The sequence below is a fragment of the Paenibacillus protaetiae genome, from assembly GCF_004135365.1.
In the GTDB taxonomy this organism is placed as follows: domain Bacteria; phylum Bacillota; class Bacilli; order Paenibacillales; family Paenibacillaceae; genus Paenibacillus_AP; species Paenibacillus_AP protaetiae.
Map to the genome: position 1 here is coordinate 3,612,964 of NZ_CP035492.1, position 16,836 is coordinate 3,629,799.

Annotated in this window: 17 protein-coding genes; all 17 read left to right on the forward strand. The window is 41.9% G+C overall.

Going from position 1 to position 16,836, the window contains the following annotated elements; translation table 11 throughout:
- Positions 1 to 63: 63 nt before the first annotated feature.
- The 17 genes from ET464_RS16660 to ET464_RS16740 all read left to right on the forward strand — a co-directional run bounded on the left by ET464_RS16660 (position 64) and on the right by ET464_RS16740 (position 16,499).
- Entirely contained in the window at positions 64 to 834 is a 771-nt protein-coding gene (locus tag ET464_RS16660; RefSeq protein ID WP_129442903.1) for a YveK family protein, read from the forward strand.
- Positions 815 to 1,504: a CpsD/CapB family tyrosine-protein kinase gene (locus tag ET464_RS16665; protein ID WP_129442905.1), complete on the forward strand. Its 690-nt coding sequence runs from the start codon at positions 815 to 817 to the stop codon at positions 1,502 to 1,504. Before ET464_RS16660 ends, ET464_RS16665 begins: the two co-directional genes overlap by 20 nt.
- 5 nt (positions 1,505 to 1,509) lie before the next feature.
- Positions 1,510 to 2,034, forward strand: coding sequence for a hypothetical protein (locus ET464_RS16670; RefSeq protein WP_129442907.1), 525 nt, complete (start codon positions 1,510 to 1,512; stop codon positions 2,032 to 2,034).
- 429 nt (positions 2,035 to 2,463) lie between these two features.
- Complete coding sequence (locus tag ET464_RS16675) at positions 2,464 to 4,296, forward strand: polysaccharide biosynthesis protein (RefSeq protein WP_129442909.1); 1,833 nt, start codon at positions 2,464 to 2,466, stop codon at positions 4,294 to 4,296.
- A 13-nt stretch (positions 4,297 to 4,309) separates the two neighbouring features.
- Entirely contained in the window at positions 4,310 to 5,194 is an 885-nt protein-coding gene (gene galU / locus ET464_RS16680) for a UTP--glucose-1-phosphate uridylyltransferase GalU (RefSeq protein WP_129442911.1), read from the forward strand.
- Between the two features lie 21 nt (positions 5,195 to 5,215).
- Positions 5,216 to 5,809, forward strand: a complete 594-nt coding sequence (locus tag ET464_RS16685) for a sugar transferase (RefSeq protein ID WP_129442913.1) — start codon at positions 5,216 to 5,218, stop codon at positions 5,807 to 5,809.
- 17 nt (positions 5,810 to 5,826) lie between these two features.
- Positions 5,827 to 6,696, forward strand: a complete 870-nt coding sequence (locus ET464_RS16690; protein WP_129442915.1) for an NAD-dependent epimerase/dehydratase family protein — start codon at positions 5,827 to 5,829, stop codon at positions 6,694 to 6,696.
- Between the two features lie 5 nt (positions 6,697 to 6,701).
- The gene (locus ET464_RS16695; RefSeq protein WP_208543863.1) at positions 6,702 to 7,463 is read left to right on the forward strand and encodes a glycosyltransferase family 2 protein; all 762 of its coding nucleotides are present in this window, start codon (positions 6,702 to 6,704) and stop codon (positions 7,461 to 7,463) included.
- Positions 7,464 to 7,530: 67 nt separating this feature from the next.
- Positions 7,531 to 8,610 (forward strand): glycosyltransferase, encoded by a 1,080-nt coding sequence (locus tag ET464_RS16700; RefSeq protein WP_129442917.1) that lies wholly within the window; start codon positions 7,531 to 7,533, stop codon positions 8,608 to 8,610.
- Between the two features lie 440 nt (positions 8,611 to 9,050).
- The gene (locus tag ET464_RS16705; protein ID WP_129442919.1) at positions 9,051 to 9,908 is read left to right on the forward strand and encodes a hypothetical protein; all 858 of its coding nucleotides are present in this window, start codon (positions 9,051 to 9,053) and stop codon (positions 9,906 to 9,908) included.
- Positions 9,905 to 10,276: an O-antigen ligase family protein gene (locus tag ET464_RS16710; protein ID WP_129442921.1), complete on the forward strand. Its 372-nt coding sequence runs from the start codon at positions 9,905 to 9,907 to the stop codon at positions 10,274 to 10,276. Before ET464_RS16705 ends, ET464_RS16710 begins: the two co-directional genes overlap by 4 nt.
- Positions 10,273 to 11,148, forward strand: coding sequence for an ATP-grasp fold amidoligase family protein (locus ET464_RS16715; RefSeq protein ID WP_129442923.1), 876 nt, complete (start codon positions 10,273 to 10,275; stop codon positions 11,146 to 11,148). The genes ET464_RS16710 and ET464_RS16715 overlap by 4 nt, the downstream gene beginning before the upstream one ends.
- A 25-nt stretch (positions 11,149 to 11,173) precedes the next feature.
- Positions 11,174 to 12,643, forward strand: coding sequence for a lipopolysaccharide biosynthesis protein (locus ET464_RS16720; protein WP_244226576.1), 1,470 nt, complete (start codon positions 11,174 to 11,176; stop codon positions 12,641 to 12,643).
- Positions 12,644 to 12,665: 22 nt separating this feature from the next.
- Entirely contained in the window at positions 12,666 to 14,039 is a 1,374-nt protein-coding gene (locus ET464_RS16725; protein WP_129442925.1) for a UDP-glucose dehydrogenase family protein, read from the forward strand.
- The gene (locus ET464_RS16730; RefSeq protein ID WP_129442927.1) at positions 14,014 to 15,039 is read left to right on the forward strand and encodes an SDR family NAD(P)-dependent oxidoreductase; all 1,026 of its coding nucleotides are present in this window, start codon (positions 14,014 to 14,016) and stop codon (positions 15,037 to 15,039) included. Before ET464_RS16725 ends, ET464_RS16730 begins: the two co-directional genes overlap by 26 nt.
- 12 nt (positions 15,040 to 15,051) lie before the next feature.
- The gene (locus tag ET464_RS16735) at positions 15,052 to 15,519 is read left to right on the forward strand and encodes a VanZ family protein (RefSeq protein ID WP_129442929.1); all 468 of its coding nucleotides are present in this window, start codon (positions 15,052 to 15,054) and stop codon (positions 15,517 to 15,519) included.
- 23 nt (positions 15,520 to 15,542) lie between these two features.
- Positions 15,543 to 16,499, forward strand: coding sequence for a copper amine oxidase N-terminal domain-containing protein (locus ET464_RS16740; RefSeq protein ID WP_129442931.1), 957 nt, complete (start codon positions 15,543 to 15,545; stop codon positions 16,497 to 16,499).
- The last annotated feature ends 337 nt before the right edge of the window (positions 16,500 to 16,836 follow it).

The following is a 16,836-nucleotide window of genomic DNA, read 5'->3' on the forward strand; positions in this document are numbered from 1 at the left end:
GCACGAGAGGAAGATTTTTTTGGCAAATCACATAGGTATATCGACTTATGGAGGAATGGGTTTATGTCTAATGAACTAGAGCTTAAGGATTACTTTCTCATTATCCGTAAGCGGTTAGCGTTAATTATCGCCATCGTCGTTTGTATAACGGCAATTACGGCAGTGTACAGTATTTTTTTCAAGGATCCGATCTATGAAGCTTCCACCAAAATCATCGTCAATCGAACCAGTGCGCAGGCAGCTACGCAAGATCTTGATATTAATGAGATCAACAGCAATATCAAGATCATTGATACGTACAAGGAGATTATTAAGACGCCGGCGATTCTGGATAAAGTCGCTGCACAGCATCCGGAACTGGGGCTAAGCGCCAAGCAGCTGGCCGGCAAAATCAAAGTCAGCTCGGTGAACAATACACAGGTCATGACTGTGGTCGTGACGGATGTGTCATATCCGGTTGCGGCTCGGGCAGTGAATGCCGTATCGGAAGTGTTCCAGCAGGAAATTCCGCACGTGTTTAACGTGGAGAACGTTTCGATTCTTAACAAAGCCGATGTGGAGGATGATCCTTCTCCTGTATCGCCGAATGTGCCGCTTAATATCGTGATCGGTTTTGTTGTTTCGCTTATGCTCGCTGTGGGTATCAGCTTTCTGCTCGAGTATATGGACGACACGATTAAGACGGAAGCGGATGTGCAGCGTTACCTTGGCCAGCCGACGCTTGCACTTATAGCTAAAGTGAATCCAAACGAACTCAGCAGCAAAAATGCGGGCTTGTCCAAAAACAAAAACCAACAAGCAGGGGAGTGGAATAGTGTCACGATCGGTAAATAAACGGCAGCTGATTACGGTAACCAACTCGCGGTCGCCCGTATCGGAAACCTACCGTGTTTTGCGTACAAACGTTAATTTTGCGGCGATCGACCAGAAGCTGCAGGTCATTATGGTTACTTCCGCCGGCCCTGGGGAAGGCAAATCCACTACCATTGCCAATCTGGCTGTCACCTACAGTCAGTCGGAGAAAAAAGTGCTCCTTATCGACGGCGACATGAGGAAGCCAACGGCGCACCATACGTTTCAAGTATCCAACCAGGTCGGGTTGTCCTCATTAATAAGCGGACAATGTGAGATCGAGCAGGCCATTCAGCCATCGGGTATCCCGAATTTGGATGTCATCACATCCGGGCCGATTCCGCCTAACCCGTCCGAGATGATGGCTTCTTACAAAATGGCCAGTGTACTGGATCATTTGCGGACGGTCTATGACATGATTTTGATTGACACGCCGCCGCTGCTTGCCGTAACAGATGCGCAGGTCGCCGCAGCAAAATGCGACGGTGTCATTCTCGTTGTGGATCAAGGCAAGGTGAAACGTGATATTGCGGCTAAAGCCGTCAAAAATCTGGAGCATGTGAATGCACGCATATTGGGCGTCGTTCTGAATAATGTCAAACGGAAAGCAAGCGAACAAGCCTACTACTATTATTACGGACACGAGGGTTAACGATCATGCCGATGGTAAAACGGAAAAGAAAGCGCCGCAGAGGCTGGTTGACGATTACGATTTGGGCTGCCTCCGTCATTATTGTGCTTGGAACAGGCGGGCTTTTTGCAGCTAACTATGCGATTGACCGCTTTATTTCATCGTTTGCGGATCAGCTCACCGTAGATGTGAACCACTTGGATGACAACGGCAATCTGACGGCTGATGCAAGCGGAACGGCAGGGGGCGCCGGGCAGCAGCAGAGTGGACAACAGGACACAGAGGCTGATGCGAAGGATGGTTCTGCTGCAGCAGCTAACGGAGAGAACCCATCCAAGGGATCGGACCAGGAGGGGGCAAAATCCGGTTCGAAATCGGTGGGCTCTGGCAGCAGCAGCTCAGGCAAGCCGGGGGACCTTACCGTAGAGGATGCCAAGCATATCCAAGAGGAAGTCACCACCAGCGACAAAGCGAAAGTAACCAAACTTGTATTGAAGCGGCTAAGCATGTCGGACATTAACAAACTGAAAGATTTGGCCGCGGGGGATTAACAACCGAAGAGAAAAAAACCGCCAAAGGTATCATTTTGCAGAAATTTACACCGGAGGAATATAACGAACTGTCTCAAATCGCGAAAAAATACGGCGCCAGCCAGGGCCGCAGCTACGAAGATGCAATGAAGGAAGTCAAATCGTAACCATTCATTTTTTTAAGTGAAAAGTTGGGCTTTACAACTAATAGGTAATGTCTGCTGCACCTATATCACCGCAGGCACTCGATCGCGCTGTGGGCTATCCCCAAGCGGAGCAGCCTTAGGCATCCTTGCCGGTGGCGCGATGTGAGGACGGGTTCGATGCCCGGATTTACTGCTGCTATAAATGCAGCAGCTGATCCGTTGCTGCGACAGGAGCGGCTCAGCTTTTGCATTTATATAAACAATAAAAGGCCAAAATATATAACTGATGGAGGGGAAAACGTTGATGTACCGCAGGAGGGCGCAGTCGTTATTTATTACGGATATTTTAATCATTTGGTTCAGCATCGTTAGCTCGTATTTTTTTAGATTTCATGCTGGCATTCCTTCTGATTACAAAGTCCAGATGTTTGTTTATGCTGTTGCCATGACCGTATTATGCACATGTACATTTGTTTATTATCGCATGTACCGGCGCATGTGGGAGTACGCCAGTATTGGAGAAATTGTAACATTGCTGAAAGCGGTTGTAGCAGGAAGCGTATTGGCTTTTGGAGCAGCATGGATGATAGATGCTGGACGCTATGTGCCGCTCTCTATTGCTGCTCGTACGATTGAGACTATGCTTTTGCTGATGGGGGGAGTCCGATTCGCTTGGCGCCTTATCCGTATTCGTCTGGTAGATAAACGGAGCACTAAAAACAATGTACTTATTATCGGGGCAGGCGATTGCGGAGCGCTTATTGCCAAAGAGATGATGACGCCAAGTTTTTCGGGCAACCGGATTGTTGGTTTCATTGATGACGACGAGTACAAGCAAGGTATGCGAGTTGTAGGGCTTCCGGTATTCGGAACGCGCTCATCCATTGCGGAAATAGTTAAAGCCAAAGATATTCACGACATTATTATCGCCATGCCTTCGGCTCCAAAAGCTGAAATATCCGCCATCATTAACATTTGCAAACTGACGAATGCCAAAATCAAAATGATTCCGGCTATTCATGACTTTATTAAAGGACGCTTATCGGTAAAAGCACTTCGCGATGTTAATGTGGAAGATCTGCTTGGCCGCGATCCCGTTATGACTGACTTGGTAGGAATTGCAGAATATGTGACAGATAAAATAGTTTTAGTAACGGGAGCGGGCGGTTCTATAGGCTCGGAGCTGTGCCGTCAGATTTCATCATTTCAGCCTCGTAAATTATGCTTGCTTGGTCATGGGGAGAACAGCATCTATACCATTGAAATGGAACTTCGCAAAAAGTTTCCCGAGCTTGTGCTCGAAACCATCATTGCAGATATTCAGGACCGGAGTCGATTGGACCATATGTTCCGTGTTTTCAAGCCGGAAGTTGTATTTCATGCGGCAGCGCATAAACATGTCCCGCTTATGGAGCGAAACCCGGCGGAAGCGATTAAAAACAACGTCTTTGGAACCAAAAATGTAGCGGATTGCGCAGATAAATACGGAGCAGAACGATTCGTTATGATCTCATCAGATAAAGCGGTTAATCCGACCAGCGTGATGGGTGCAACAAAGCGGGTGGCAGAGATGTATATCCAAAGCTTGAATTTTGTAAGCAAAACGAAGTTTGTTGCGGTTCGGTTTGGCAATGTGCTGGGCAGCAGAGGCAGCGTAGTTCCTCGCTTCCAAGAGCAAATCATGAACGGCGGGCCGGTAACCGTCACGCACCCGGATATGATTCGTTATTTTATGACCATTCCGGAAGCCGTACAGCTTGTAATCCAGGCAGGTTCTTTTGCAAACGGCGGTGAGATCTTTATTCTCGATATGGGTAAACCGGTTAAAATTTTGACTTTGGCGGAAGATTTAATCCGATTGTCCGGTTATGAGCCGTATGCCGATATTCCTATCGAATTTACAGGTATTCGAGAAGGGGAGAAGCTGTTTGAGGAGTTGCTTACGAACGAAGAAAACATTACAGCTACCCAGCATAACCGGATTTTTATCGGAAAGCCAATCAGCATTGATCGGTCGGAGCTTGATCTCGAATTGAAACGTCTGGAAAAAGTAATTGGCGAAACGCCAATGCTCGTAAAAGAAGTGATTCAGAAGGTGGTTCCATTTCATAAACAGCAAATATCCAAAACAGGCTAAAGGAGAGACAGCGATGAAAGTTCGTAAAGCGATTATTCCGGCTGCCGGCCTTGGAACACGTTTCCTGCCAGCTACGAAAGCGATGCCTAAAGAAATGCTGCCAATTGTTGATAAGCCTACGATTCAATACATCGTAGAAGAAGCGGTTGAATCCGGGATCGAGGATATTATTATCGTGACAGGCAAGGGGAAACGAGCGATAGAGGATCATTTCGATAACTCTTTTGAGCTGGAGCAGAATCTGCTTGAGAAAGGAAAACTTGATCTTCTGAACGAGGTTCAGAAGCCGTCCAAGATGGTGGATATCCACTATATACGCCAAAAAGAAGCGCGTGGCCTTGGACATGCTGTCTGGTGCGCCCGCAAGTTTATTGGCAACGAACCGTTCGCCGTTTTGCTTGGCGATGACATTGTAAGAGGCGAAAAGCCTTGTCTGCGGCAAATGATTGAACAATACGAGCGTTATCAATCCTCGATTATCGGTGTTCAGCCAGTTCCTGAACAGGAAGTATCCCGTTACGGCATTGTAGACGGACGAGAAATTCATGACCGCCTTTATTCGGTCAATCATTTGGTCGAAAAACCTAAGCAAAGTGAAGCGCCGTCCCATATTGCTATCATGGGCCGATACATTCTAAGCCCCCGGATATTCGATATCCTGGATAACCAGCAGCCAGGCGCCGGCGGAGAAATTCAGTTAACCGATGCGATAGCTCAACTGAACCAGTCCGAAGCCGTATACGCCTATAATTTCGCAGGTACTCGCTATGATGTAGGAGAAAAGCTGGGCTTTATTCAGACACAGCTTGAATTTGCGCTTCAGCGCGAGGAACTGCGGGAAGATTTGTTAAGGTATATGGAAGGGCTGCTGGCGAACCGATTACTCAACAATAAATAGAGGGACTCAGGAGTTAATGTGATGAATTATTTGATGTTCAAGCGGTTATCCGATTTCATATTGTCTTTCATTGGGCTGGTGATACTATCGCCAGTTTTTTTATTACTCGTAGTACTCATCAAGCTGGATTCTAAAGGTCCAGTTCTATTCAGGCAAAAAAGGATCGGAAAAGACAAACGGGAGTTCCATATTTTAAAATTCCGAACGATGAGGACGGATACGCCCAAAGACACTCCAACTCATCTGCTGTCTAGCCCGGATGTTTACATCACGAAGGTAGGAAAAGTTTTGAGAAAGACTTCGCTTGATGAGCTGCCGCAGCTTTGGAATATATTTGTCGGGCAAATGTCCATTATCGGTCCGCGTCCAGCGCTGTGGAATCAATATGACCTTATTGCTGAACGTGATAAATACAGGGCCAATGACATCCTGCCTGGTCTCACAGGCTGGGCACAAATCAATGGTCGTGATGAGCTTCCAATTGATATTAAAGCAAAGCTTGATGGTGAATATGTTGAGAAGCTTGGCATTGTAATGGATGCAAGGTGCTTTTTTAAGACGATTGGTAGTGTTCTGAAGAGTGACGGGGTTGTTGAGGGTGGCAATAAGCAGTAAAAAGGAGTTTGCAAATCATGGCTGATCAGATAAAGAAAAAGAAAATCCTTATTACAGCACAGAATAGTTATATAGGTAATTCCTTTGCTGATTGGGTGAAGAATGACGATAACTATTCGATTCATTTTATAACTTGCCGCAATGATGAATGGAAGAACGCTGCATTTGCAGAGTTTGACGTTATCCTGCATGTGGCAGGGATTGCCCACATAAAAGAAACAAAACACAACTCGGCGCTCTATTATAAGATCAACCGGGATATAACGGTAGAGTTGGCCAACAAGGCTAAAGCCGAGGGCGTTAAGCAGTTTGTTTTCCTCAGCTCGATGAGTGTATATGGAATTGATTCAGGAGTGATTGACAGAGATACGCCGGTTAATCCCAAAAGTAGCTATGGTAAATCTAAGTTACAAGCAGAGAGTTTTATAAAGAAGATTGAATCCAAAAACTTCAAAACTGCTATTCTGAGACCGCCAATGGTATATGGAATAAATTGCAAAGGTAATTATTCGAGACTAGCTAATTTGGCCCAAAATATACCTCTTTTTCCCTGTATCAAAAATAAAAGAAGTATGATTTATATCGATCATTTATCGGAATTTATTAAGCAAATAATTCAAAGTGAAGGTTCAGGAGTTTTCTATCCACAGAATTCAGAGTACGTATGTACATCGGAGCTTGCTGCATTAGTTTGTAAGTTTAAAAATAAAAAGTTATTTCAAACTAGAATTTTCAATCCGTTGATACTCATATTAACCAAAAAAATAAATGCAATAAATAAATTATTTGGGAATTTAATGTATAGTACTTCGCTTTCTAACATTGGTTTTAAATACAATTTATTTACATTTGAAGAAACCGTTGAACAAATAGAAAGGAAAAAATGAAATTTATGATTAATTATGAAGACGGAATAGAAGAATTGGTCTCTATTATTATGCCAACGTACAATTGTAGTAAATATATTCGAGATACGATTCAGTCTGTACTCAATCAAACCTACAGTAACTGGGAACTTATTATAGTGGATGATTGTTCTACAGACGATACTAGTATAATAGTTAAGGATTATCAAAAAAATGATAGCCGAATTTTATATCACAAAATGCAAAAAAACTCCGGGGCTGCTGTGGCAAGAAATAAAGCAATTGACCTTGCTAAAGGAAGTTACATAGCTTTCTTAGACAGCGATGACTTATGGTTTCCGGATAAACTCGATAAACAAATATATTTTATGAAGAGTAACGGTTATTCATTTACTTGTACGAGTTACACAAAAATAAATGAACGAGGAGAGCCTTTAAATAAAATTATTAAAGCACCAATTAGAAGCAACTTCCAAGGTATTCTTAAACAAAATCCAGGAAATCTTACAGTTATATATAGTGCCAAAGAACTTGGAAAAACGCTAATCCCGGACATAAGAAAAAGAAATGATTATGTCATGTGGTTACAAGTGGTGAAAAAAGCGGGTTATATATATGGATTAGAGACTCCACTTGCAAGCCATAGAATAAGGCCGGGGGCATTGTCTATAAATAAATACAAATTGGTAAAGTACCATTGGATAGTATATAGAAGAGTTGAATCTTTATCATTAATTAGATCTATTTACTTAATAGTATACTGGATTCTGAAATCGGTAAAAAAGTGAAATGATATGAACTGATATACATGAAATGTTTTAATTAAATCATCAATGTAAAGAAGGGTGGAACCAATTGAATATTTTATACATATCCAATTTAATGGGAAATAAGTGGACCGGTCCGCATAAAAGTGTTCCTAATCAAATAAAAGCACAGGAAAAATATGATAATGTAATGTGGTTTAATCTTCAACAATTACCACTTAGTACTTGGAATGTTGATGTGAACTTCACAAATGTTACAGAGATTAAAAAAATAAACATTAAGTACCTACCATCACCGTTTAATAGTCCTGATTTAGTAATTTTTCAAGGGGTATATTATATCTCGTATTGTAAAATTGCTGCTGATTTAAAAAGAAAAAATATCCCGTATATAGTCATTCCAAGAAGCTCTCTTACAATCGCTGCACAAAGATCAAAAAAAATCAAAAAAAGAATTGGTAATTTAATTTTGTTCAAAAACTTCATAAAAAATGCTGCGGCTATTCAATTTTTGACGCTTGATGAAATGAATAACTCTGTGGTATGGAATAAAAACTCTTTTGTTATTCCTAACGGGATTGATAATAAAGAAAATGTAAAAGTATGGTCTGGAAATGATGGATTAAGAGGTGTTTTTATTGGTCGTTTGGATATTTATCAGAAAGGCTTAGATTTATTTTTAGATGCGTGTAATTTATTACAGGATAAAATGAGAGAAGCTCAAATTACTATTGATATTTATGGCCCTGATCGTTCTGGGTCGAAAAAAATAATTGAAGAATTAATAGAAAAAAGCAACATATCGGACTTGATTAATCTTAAAGACCCTATTTTTGATCAAAATAAAGAAACAGTGCTTTTAAATAGTGATTTTTTCATTTTAACATCACGTTTTGAAGGTCACTCCATGGGATTAATTGAAGCACTATCATATGGAATTCCGTGTCTTGTAACTCGTGGATCTAATATGGGAGATGAAATTTTGAAATGGAATGCTGGTTGGTCAAGTGAAACATCATTGGAAGGAATTATTGGAAGTATGATGGAGTTAATTGATCAAAAAGATACTCTCTCTGAACGTGGAAATAATGCGATAAAATTATCATTTAACTATGATTGGAAATCATTAGCTTATGAATCAAGAAAAGTATACAGGAAATATATATAGTTAGATGAGAATACATAGCTAGCAGCAACTTTTATAATACCATATGGTCCTATTTTTTGTATTGAGAAACTAAAATTAAATGAAGAAGTTTTACTAAGATGTGTTGCTTGTATGGCTTCAGTATTTTTCCATCCTTTAGAGTCGGTAGCTTTTGGTATTAGATTAGGCAGTCAACCAGTTAAAGATATTGTGTTTTTATTTATCATGGCCGCTTTCTTTGCTACTCCGGCTTTTTGTGTTCCTATCAGAGTTCCTTATTGCAAAGAAATATTCACCTAATATCCCGATCTTTTTCTTAACAATCTCTATGTTAATAACTTATACTTTGCATTTACATAAATTCGGTAAATAACTTGTAGGCCAAAACCAATAACTAAAATTCTGAACATAGTAACTACTCCGTAGTTTGGACTAAAAGCTTATTGAGCAGCTCTAGTCTTTTGCAAATATATCAAGCTCAAAGGGAGTATGAAATGAATCATCCGCATAAAATTAATATTATTGCTCTATTAATTTTCTTAAGTATATGTTCGATTTACGCGATTAATGACCAAAAAACACTGGTCTATTCTTTAAGAATATTATTTATTGTCATTATGATGATAAGAATTATCACACATGGTATTAAAGTTAATTGGTATATTGTTTGGGTCAGTTCATTTTTAACAATATGTACTGCGACAATCCTATGGTCAAATGATCAGGAGAAAGGACTATATAGTTTAGTATGGTCGGTACAAGTATTTTTAGTCACAGTCTTTATAGGCGATTATATAGATTCAAGAGAAAAAAGAGATTTTTTAATAAAGTGCATTAGTGCCGGAGGGGTTTTACTGACCATAAGATTGATGATAGCTACACCAATAACTGTATGGGGAACTGGGAGGCTAGGGTTAGCGATTGGTTATAATGTGAATGATGTGGGATTAAAATTATCATTTTCTGTATTATGTTTAATATATCTTATTAAGAATGGAGAATTTAAAAGATATAAAAAGATTATTCTTTTTTGTTTAACACTAATTCTCATAACTGTAACATTGTTTACAGGATCAAAAAAAGCATTTTTAGTAATTTTAATAGGAGTAAGTTTATTTACTCTATTGAGTGTAAAAAAAATTAGTAAGACGTTTATAATTCTGCCCTTTCTATTGATTTTTATATATGGTTTTTATTATGCTGTTATGAATTTTCAACCGCTTTATAATGTGCTTGGAGAAAGAGTCGAGGCGATGGTCGTAACCCTTTCTGGGGTTCGACAACTGAAGGGGCTAGTACCGAAATTAGAATACAAATGATTAAGGCGGCAATTGACAGTTTTAAACATAGACCATTATTCGGTTATGGTATTGGAAATTTTTCAGTAATTAGTGAGTTTGATATGTATGCTCATAATAACTACGTCGAATTGCTTGCAGATCTAGGAAGCGTAGGGTTTTTAATTTATTATGCAATGTATTTTTATTTATTTTTCAAGTTATCTAAAGGGGTTTTTCTTAAGGAAAATGATTTAGTATTTCCATTTATAATTGTGGTGTTAATAATGATTTCTGAAACAGGATTGGTAAGTTACAACGTAGGATATATTCAAATATTATTAGTGCTCAGTTATTCGTGGTTAAAAATTCATAATAAACTAAAAATAGATGGAGAAAAAGTGCTATGAAATATCTTTTTTTGAGGAATATCACTGGCCAATTACTGAATTTTTTGCCAAATGAAACTTTGTTGAAGTATAAGTATAAGTATCACATTGGTGAAAAACTAAATCTAAATAATCCTCAAACTTTTAATGAAAAGCTCCAATGGCTAAAATTAAATGATCGTAGGACTGAATATGTTAATTATGTAGATAAATTTACAGTAAGACAGCATGTGTCAAAGATGATTGGTGATAATTACTTAATACCACTGCTGGGTGTATATAATAGTACAGATGAAATTAAATGGTCTGAATTACCTGATCAGTTTGTCTTAAAATGCACTCATGGCTCAGGTTGTAATATTATTTGTCAGGATAAGAAAAAGCTGAATAAAGATCTAGCAGTTAAAATGATTCAGAAATGGATGAGCAAAAATTGGTACTGGTACGGAAGAGAGTGGCCTTATAAACACGTAAAGCCAAGGATCATTTGTGAAAAATACATGGTGGATGAATCAGGTTATGAATTAAAAGATTATAAAGTATTTTGTTTTGGAGGAGTACCAAAGATAGTACAGGTTGATTTTAATAGATTTACTAATCATAAAAGGAATTTTTATGATACGGATTGGAATTATATTGACGTATCTATAAAGTTTTCTTCTGATCCTACAGCTAAAATAGGAAGACCGGAAAATTTAGAAAAGATGCTCTCTTTAGCAAGTAATTTAGCAAGTAATTTTCCCCACGTTAGAGTAGACTTTTATAATGTTAATGGAAAAATATATTTTGGAGAGCTAACGTTTTATCATGGTTCAGGATTTGAAAAAATAAAGCCGAAAGAATTTGATTACCAGCTCGGAAAATGGATTAAATTACCTGATTTGAATAAATGAAATTATAAAAGTTGAGGTAAGAGATTTGAATAACTCTGACTTGTCTGACCTAAAAAAGAAATCAATAAAAGCTACTAAATGGTCTGCAATTACAGAAATTTCTGCTAAACTATCTGTTCCTTTAATAAATATGATATTAGCAAGATTACTTGCACCTGAAGCCTTTGGAGTAGTAGCAACTGTAACGATGATAGTTAGTTTTGCTGATATATTCACAGATGCTGGTTTTCAGAAGTATCTAATACAACAAGAATTTAGTAGTAATGATGAAGTAGGGCAAGCGTCCAATGTTGCTTTTTGGACCAATTTAGTAATATCGTTATTATTGTGGTGTACAATCTTTACTTTTAATGAGCAATTGGCAAGCTTGTTGGGGAATCCAGGACTAGGTATGGTGCTTGTAATTGCAAGCTTTCAGTTGCCTTTAACTTCATTTTCTAGTATTCAATCTGCTTTGTTTAAAAGGTCCTTAGATTTTAGAATTTTATTTATCGCACGTATTATATCTTCATGTATACCGTTTGTAGTAACAATTCCTTTTGCATTAATTGGATTTGGTTATTGGGCAATTGTCATTGGAACAATAGTAAGTCAATTATCTACAGCGGTAATCTTAACCTATAACTCCTCCTGGAAACCTACCTTTTATTTTAGTTTAACTGTTTTCAAAAAAATGTTTTCATTTAGCATGTGGTCATTATTTGAATCAATTTCAATATGGCTTACATCATGGGTAGATGTTCTACTTATTAGTACTGTGCTAAATTCTCATTATGTTGGATTATATAAAACTTCTTCTATGATGGTTAACGGACTGATGACATTAATCACATCAACTACTGTACCTGTTCTTTTTTCTGTATTGTCAAGATTACAAAATCAATCGGATATATTTACTTCAGTATTTTTAAAAGCGCAGAGGCTAGTTGCTGTTGTTGTGTTACCATTGGGCGTAGGTATTTATTTATACCGGGATCTAATTACACTGATACTATTAGGTAATAAATGGATTGAATCTAGTGATATATTAGGTCAATGGGCGTTAACAAGTGCCGTAACGATAGTGTTTGGACATATATGTAGTGAAGTATATCGAGCTAAAGGTTTACCAAAGTTATCGTTCTTAGTTCAAATTTTGCATTTAATAGTTCTAGTGCCTGCATGTATTTTCAGTTTGCATTACGGATTTTGGGTTTTTGTTTATGTTCGATCATGGATAAGAATACAATCAGTAGTTGTTCATTTTATAATTATGAGAATAAAGGTAGGGATAATAATAAGTACAATTGTTAAGAACACATTTACGATTTGTACAGCAGCTTTTTTTATGGGAGTTATAGGTTACATAATAAATGGATTACACAATAGTACAGGGTGGACTTTTTTTTCTGTTTCTTTATGTGCAATTATATACTTAGGTATTTTGTTGTTATTTTCAAAAACCAGAAAAGATATTCTCTATGCAATAGGGTTGTTTAAAAGTAAATTATCCTAGTTTTAAAAAGGAGACCATAACCATGCTAAAAATAGCAGTAGCCGGGACGGGCTATGTGGGCCTGGTGGCGGGCGTGTGTTTTGCCGAGGTGGGCCATCAGGTCATTTGCGTCGATATCGACGAGAATAAAGTGAACCTTATGAAATCCGGCGTGTCGCCGATTTATGAGGCGGATCTGGAGCAGCTGATGCAGAAAAACTATGCTGCCGGCCGGATTGATTATACGACGGACTATGAGTCTGCTTACAAGGACGCGGATGCGATTTTTATCGGGGTGGGGACGCCGGAACAGCCGGATGGCTCTGCGAATTTGTCTTATATCGCAACCGTGGCGCGGCAAATTGCCGAGACAATTGAGAAGGACTGCCTGGTCGTCGTGAAATCGACGGTTCCTGTCGGTACGAATGATAAGGTCGAGCAGTTTATCCATGACTTTCTCGTGCATGATGTGCGTGTCGAGGTAGCTTCGAATCCGGAGTTTCTGGCGCAAGGTTCGGCCGTGCGGGATACGCTGCATGCGGACCGGATTGTCATTGGTACGGAAAGCAAGTGGGCGGAGGAGCTGCTGCGTGATATTTACAAGCCGTTTATGCTGCCGATTGTATCGGTTAACCGCCGCTCCGCTGAAATGATCAAATATGCGTCCAATGATTTTTTGGCGCTCAAAATTTCCTACATGAACGATATTGCTAATCTGTGCGAGCTTGTTGGGGCGGATATTCAGGATGTAGCCAAAGGGATGAGCTTCGACGACCGGATCGGCAGCAAGTTTTTGAATGCCGGCATCGGCTATGGCGGCTCCTGCTTTCCGAAGGATACGAAGGCGCTTGAATATATTGCGCGTGAACACGGCTATGAGTTGCGTACGGTGAAGGCTGCCATTGATGTGAATCACGACCAGAAGACGCTCCTGTACAAAAAAGCGAGCAAACGGCTTATTACGTTCAGCGGGTTGAAGGTGGCGGTACTGGGCCTCACGTTCAAGCCGGGTACGGACGATTTGCGCGAAGCGGCATCGCTGGAAAATATCCCTCTGCTGCTGGATCACGGCGCAGAAATTTATGCGTACGATCCGGTTGGCGCAGGCCATTTTGCACGCAGGTTCCCGGAAGGGCCGAACAGCCATGGCAGCATTCAATATGTCTCCCATCCGGAGGAAGCGCTGGCGGATGCCAATGTTTGCTTTATTTTTACGGAATGGGGAGAAGTGAAGGCGATTGCGCCGGAAGCGTACAAGAATCTGATGCGCACGCCGCTTGTTTATGACGGCCGCAATATTTATGCGGTTGAGGATATGCGTGCAGCCGGCGTAGAGTACCACTCAGTCGGCAGAGAGTCTGCCGTACGGGGAGATTTAAAGGAGCACAAAGATGAGCTACAAGCAAACCGATACTAGCAAAATTTATCTGGTGACGGGAGCCGCGGGCTTCATCGGCTATTTCTTGTCCCGCAGGCTGCTGGAGCAAGGCTGCCGGGTTATCGGCATCGACAATGTCAATGACTATTATGATGTCAGCTTGAAGCATGCCCGCCTGGAGCAGCTGCAGCCGTTCGAGCAGTTCACATTTGTGAAAGCAGATATTGCGGATAAGGCAGCTGTTACGGCTGTTTTCGAAACGTATAAGCCTGACATCGTGGTCAATCTGGCTGCGCAAGCCGGGGTACGGTATTCGATTGAAAATCCCGATGTATACATTCAAAGCAACATTGTGGGCTTTTTTAATATTTTGGAGGCATGCCGCTTCCATCCGGTGGACCATCTCATCTATGCGTCCTCCAGCTCGGTATATGGCGCGAACCAGAAAGTTCCGTTCGAGGAAACGGACTTTGTCGATACCCCGGTATCGCTGTACGCATCGACGAAAAAATCAAACGAACTGATGGCGTACACCTACAGCCACCTGTACAAAATTCCGGCTACCGGCCTTCGGTTTTTTACGGTATACGGTCCGATGGGGCGTCCGGATATGGCGTATTTTGGATTTGCGGACAAATATTTTGCCGGCAAGCCGATTCAAATTTTCAACAACGGCGACTTCGAGCATGACTTGTACCGTGATTTTACGTACATCGACGATATCGTGTCCGGCATTGAGCGGCTGACTGCCGCGCCGCCGGAAGGCGCTGCGCCGCATAAGGTGTACAACATCGGCAATAACAGCCCGGAAAAGCTGATGGCATTTATCGAGACGCTGGAGAGGGCGCTCAGCAAAGCGGTCGGCCGTGAAGTCGTGTTCGACAAACAGTTCGAGCCGATCAAACCGGGCGATGTCCCTGCAACTTATGCGTCGACCGACCGCCTGCAGGAAGCCGTTGGCTTCAAGCCGGAGACACCAATCGAGGTTGGGCTGCAAAAGTTTGCGGACTGGTATGTGCGCTACTACAACGTGAAGTAGGAAACTTGAAGGATGCGAAAATATGGGGTATGGGCTTTAGCGGCGTTATGGCTGGTTGTGATATTTGCCTTTTCCAGTCAGCCGGCGGACTCGTCCAACGAGTTGAGCGGCGAGGTGACTCGTACGGTTGCAGCGGCCGTAGATAAGGTAGCGGGTCATCAGAAACTGAGGGCGGATGGCGGTCTAAATCACCTGGTACGTAAAAATGCGCATTTTTTCAACTATATGCTGCTGGGTGTGCTTGTCATGTTTGCGTTTGGCTACTGGAAGGCGGCAGGACCTGTGAAGCGGGCCGGATGGGCGCTGCTGGGCTGTGCTTTATACGCATCTACGGACGAAGTGCATCAGTTGTTTGTAGACGGGCGCGGCGCGCAGGTGAAAGATGTTTTTATAGATAGTTCAGGGGCGTGCTTAGGCATCGCCCTTTTTGTTTGCCTGGAACTGCTCATCCGCAGAAGGAGAAGGCAGCGTCTTAACTAATACGCAAAGGAGTTTTGATCGACATGAAAAAACTAATCCCGTTTTTAGCCCTCCTGGCGGCTGTGTGCCTGCTTGTTCCACTTGCCTCGGCCGCACCGGCAGCTGGCACGGTTCAAGTCCAGTCGCAGCCGGTTACGCTTGTGTTTGACGGGCAAAAGCTGCAGCTTCCAGAGGGGCAATATGCGTTCCTTTATGAAAATCGCACCTACGTGCCAATCCGCTTCATTTCATACGCCCTGCAAAAGTCTGTCAAATGGGACAATGCGGCCAAGACGGTCCGCGTAACGGAGCCAGCCCCCGAGGAGAAGGCGGCATTGGCTGACAGCTTGGCCAAAGCGGCGGCAGCAGCGCTGTCCTCGCCTGCTGCTCCGGCAAGCAGGCCGCTAACCATTACGCCGGTAACGGCGAAGCTTTCTTTTGACGGCACAGAGAAGGCTTTGCCGGCCGGCCAGTCCATTTACAACTACAACAATTCGATTTATGTGCCGATCCGGTTTCTGTCCGAGGCATCGGGCACGAATGTTAACTGGGATGGCAAGACGGGGACTATTACAGGGGAATCTGCATCTTACCGGGCGGCTCAAGGCGAGCAAGGCTCTGGCGGCGGGAATGAAGGAAACGGAGACAGCGCAGGCGACGGATCAGGCCTAGTGGTGCAGCCGGGCAAGGAAAGCCTTGAAGACATTCAAGCGAAGGCGGAAAGCAAGCTGACGGCTTTGCAAAATACGTACGAACCTCAATTTCAAGCGATGATTGCCAATTACAAAAAAGCAGCGACGGATCAGGCGCGGAATTCGATTATTGCGCAAGGAGAAGCGAAGCTGGATGAATGCGATAAGAAGTTCCGGAAAATTTTGGACGATACGGCAAAAGAACTGCGAGCAAACGGCTATGATGCCTATGTAGACGGCATTATTAGCGGTTATCAGGCGCAATATGACGCGATGCTGGACGAAGGTTTTGCTGAGCTTATGGGCTAGCTGAGCAGCGGGTCAGCTTTCGCACTGCTCCACATGCAGTATTCGGCGGGCGGCAGGCCTAAGCTTCAACAAGCTTGTTTGGGCCTGTCCTTTTGCCCGCCTTAACTATTTAAACATTTTTTTGCGCCGCTGCTCGCCAATTTTATACCATAATGCGCCGTGTTCATCCCGGAATATGCGGATCTTTATAACTGCCAGCGGCGTCCAAATTTCTTTAAACATCAAATAACCGGCCAAACGAATCACCTTACCTTGTTAATTTCAATTCACTCTATTTTATCAGACCAAAGTCACAGATTTTGTCGAAATTAGGACTTTATTCATATTTATTTTGTTA

Coding starts and splice junctions, on each gene's coding strand:
- ET464_RS16660 (WP_129442903.1), top strand. CDS start 64: ATGTCTAATGAACTAGAGCTTAAGGATTACTTTCTCATTATCCGTAAG.
- ET464_RS16670 (WP_129442907.1), top strand. CDS start 1,510: ATGCCGATGGTAAAACGGAAAAGAAAGCGCCGCAGAGGCTGGTTGACG.
- ET464_RS16675 (WP_129442909.1), top strand. CDS start 2,464: ATGTACCGCAGGAGGGCGCAGTCGTTATTTATTACGGATATTTTAATC.
- galU (WP_129442911.1), top strand. CDS start 4,310: ATGAAAGTTCGTAAAGCGATTATTCCGGCTGCCGGCCTTGGAACACGT.
- ET464_RS16685 (WP_129442913.1), top strand. CDS start 5,216: ATGAATTATTTGATGTTCAAGCGGTTATCCGATTTCATATTGTCTTTC.
- ET464_RS16690 (WP_129442915.1), top strand. CDS start 5,827: ATGGCTGATCAGATAAAGAAAAAGAAAATCCTTATTACAGCACAGAAT.
- ET464_RS16695 (WP_208543863.1), top strand. CDS start 6,702: ATGATTAATTATGAAGACGGAATAGAAGAATTGGTCTCTATTATTATG.
- ET464_RS16710 (WP_129442921.1), top strand. CDS start 9,905: ATGATTAAGGCGGCAATTGACAGTTTTAAACATAGACCATTATTCGGT.
- ET464_RS16715 (WP_129442923.1), top strand. CDS start 10,273: ATGAAATATCTTTTTTTGAGGAATATCACTGGCCAATTACTGAATTTT.
- ET464_RS16725 (WP_129442925.1), top strand. CDS start 12,666: ATGCTAAAAATAGCAGTAGCCGGGACGGGCTATGTGGGCCTGGTGGCG.
- ET464_RS16730 (WP_129442927.1), top strand. CDS start 14,014: ATGAGCTACAAGCAAACCGATACTAGCAAAATTTATCTGGTGACGGGA.
- ET464_RS16735 (WP_129442929.1), top strand. CDS start 15,052: ATGCGAAAATATGGGGTATGGGCTTTAGCGGCGTTATGGCTGGTTGTG.
- ET464_RS16740 (WP_129442931.1), top strand. CDS start 15,543: ATGAAAAAACTAATCCCGTTTTTAGCCCTCCTGGCGGCTGTGTGCCTG.